1 protein-coding gene is annotated in these 1190 nt (G+C 43.1%); it reads left to right on the plus strand.

What is annotated here, in order from left to right:
* Window position 1 precedes the first annotated feature (1 nt).
* On the plus strand, window positions 2–1177 hold the full coding sequence (gene tuf, locus ACFILD_RS03980; protein ID WP_012755022.1) for an elongation factor Tu: 1176 nt from the start codon (window positions 2–4) through the stop codon (window positions 1175–1177).
* Window positions 1178–1190 lie beyond the last annotated feature (13 nt).

Here is a 1190-nt window from a genome sequence, read left to right on the forward strand (position 1 = left end):
AATGGCGAAGAGCAAGTTTGAACGAACAAAACCGCATGTTAATATTGGTACGATTGGTCACGTTGATCATGGGAAGACCTCGTTGACAGCAGCGATTACGAAATATTTTGGTGAATTTAAAGCCTATGACCAAATTGATGCTGCGCCAGAGGAGCGCGCACGTGGAATTACTATTTCTACAGCACACGTTGAGTATGAAACGGAAAATCGTCACTATGCGCACGTTGATTGTCCAGGACACGCTGATTATGTGAAAAACATGATCACAGGGGCAGCACAGATGGATGGTGCTATTTTGGTTGTTTCAGCAGCTGATGGTCCAATGCCTCAGACACGTGAGCATATTTTGCTTGCACGTCAGGTTGGTGTTCCAGCAATTGTTGTTTTTCTTAATAAAGTTGATCAGGTTGATGATGCAGAACTTTTGGAGCTTGTAGAGCTTGAGGTTCGGGAACTTTTATCCAAGTATGATTTCCCAGGTGATGATATACCAATTGTTAAGGGTTCTGCGTTGGCAGCTCTTGAAGATAAGGATAAAAGCATTGGTGAAGATGCTGTTCGTCTTTTAATGAGTGAAGTTGATAATTATATTCCAACCCCTGAACGTCCTGTTGATCAACCATTTTTGATGCCGATAGAAGATGTATTTTCGATTTCGGGTCGTGGAACCGTTGTTACGGGTCGTGTTGAGCGTGGTGTTATTAAAGTTGGAGAGGAAATCGAGATTATCGGTATTCGTCCAACATCTAAGACGACGGTTACAGGTGTTGAAATGTTCCGCAAGCTTTTAGATCAAGGTCAAGCGGGTGATAATATAGGAGCTCTTCTACGTGGTGTTGATCGTGAAGGGATTGAGCGTGGTCAAGTATTGGCGAAGCCAGGATCCGTTACGCCTCATACACGTTTTAAAGCAGAAGCTTACATTTTGACAAAAGATGAAGGTGGACGTCATACGCCATTTTTTACAAATTATCGTCCTCAGTTTTACTTCCGTACGACGGACGTTACAGGTATTGTTACGCTTCCAGAAGGAACGGAAATGGTTATGCCAGGTGACAATGTTGCGATGGATGTTTCGTTGATCGTTCCGATAGCGATGGAAGAGAAACTTCGTTTTGCTATTCGTGAAGGTGGTCGTACTGTTGGTGCCGGTATCGTCTCTAAGATCATTGAATAAATAATGCTTGTTG

The organism is Bartonella sp. CL162QHHD (genome assembly GCF_042195435.1).
Classification (GTDB): Bacteria; Pseudomonadota; Alphaproteobacteria; order Rhizobiales; family Rhizobiaceae; genus Bartonella.

Coding starts and splice junctions, on each gene's coding strand:
- tuf (WP_012755022.1), top strand. CDS start 2: ATGGCGAAGAGCAAGTTTGAACGAACAAAACCGCATGTTAATATTGGT.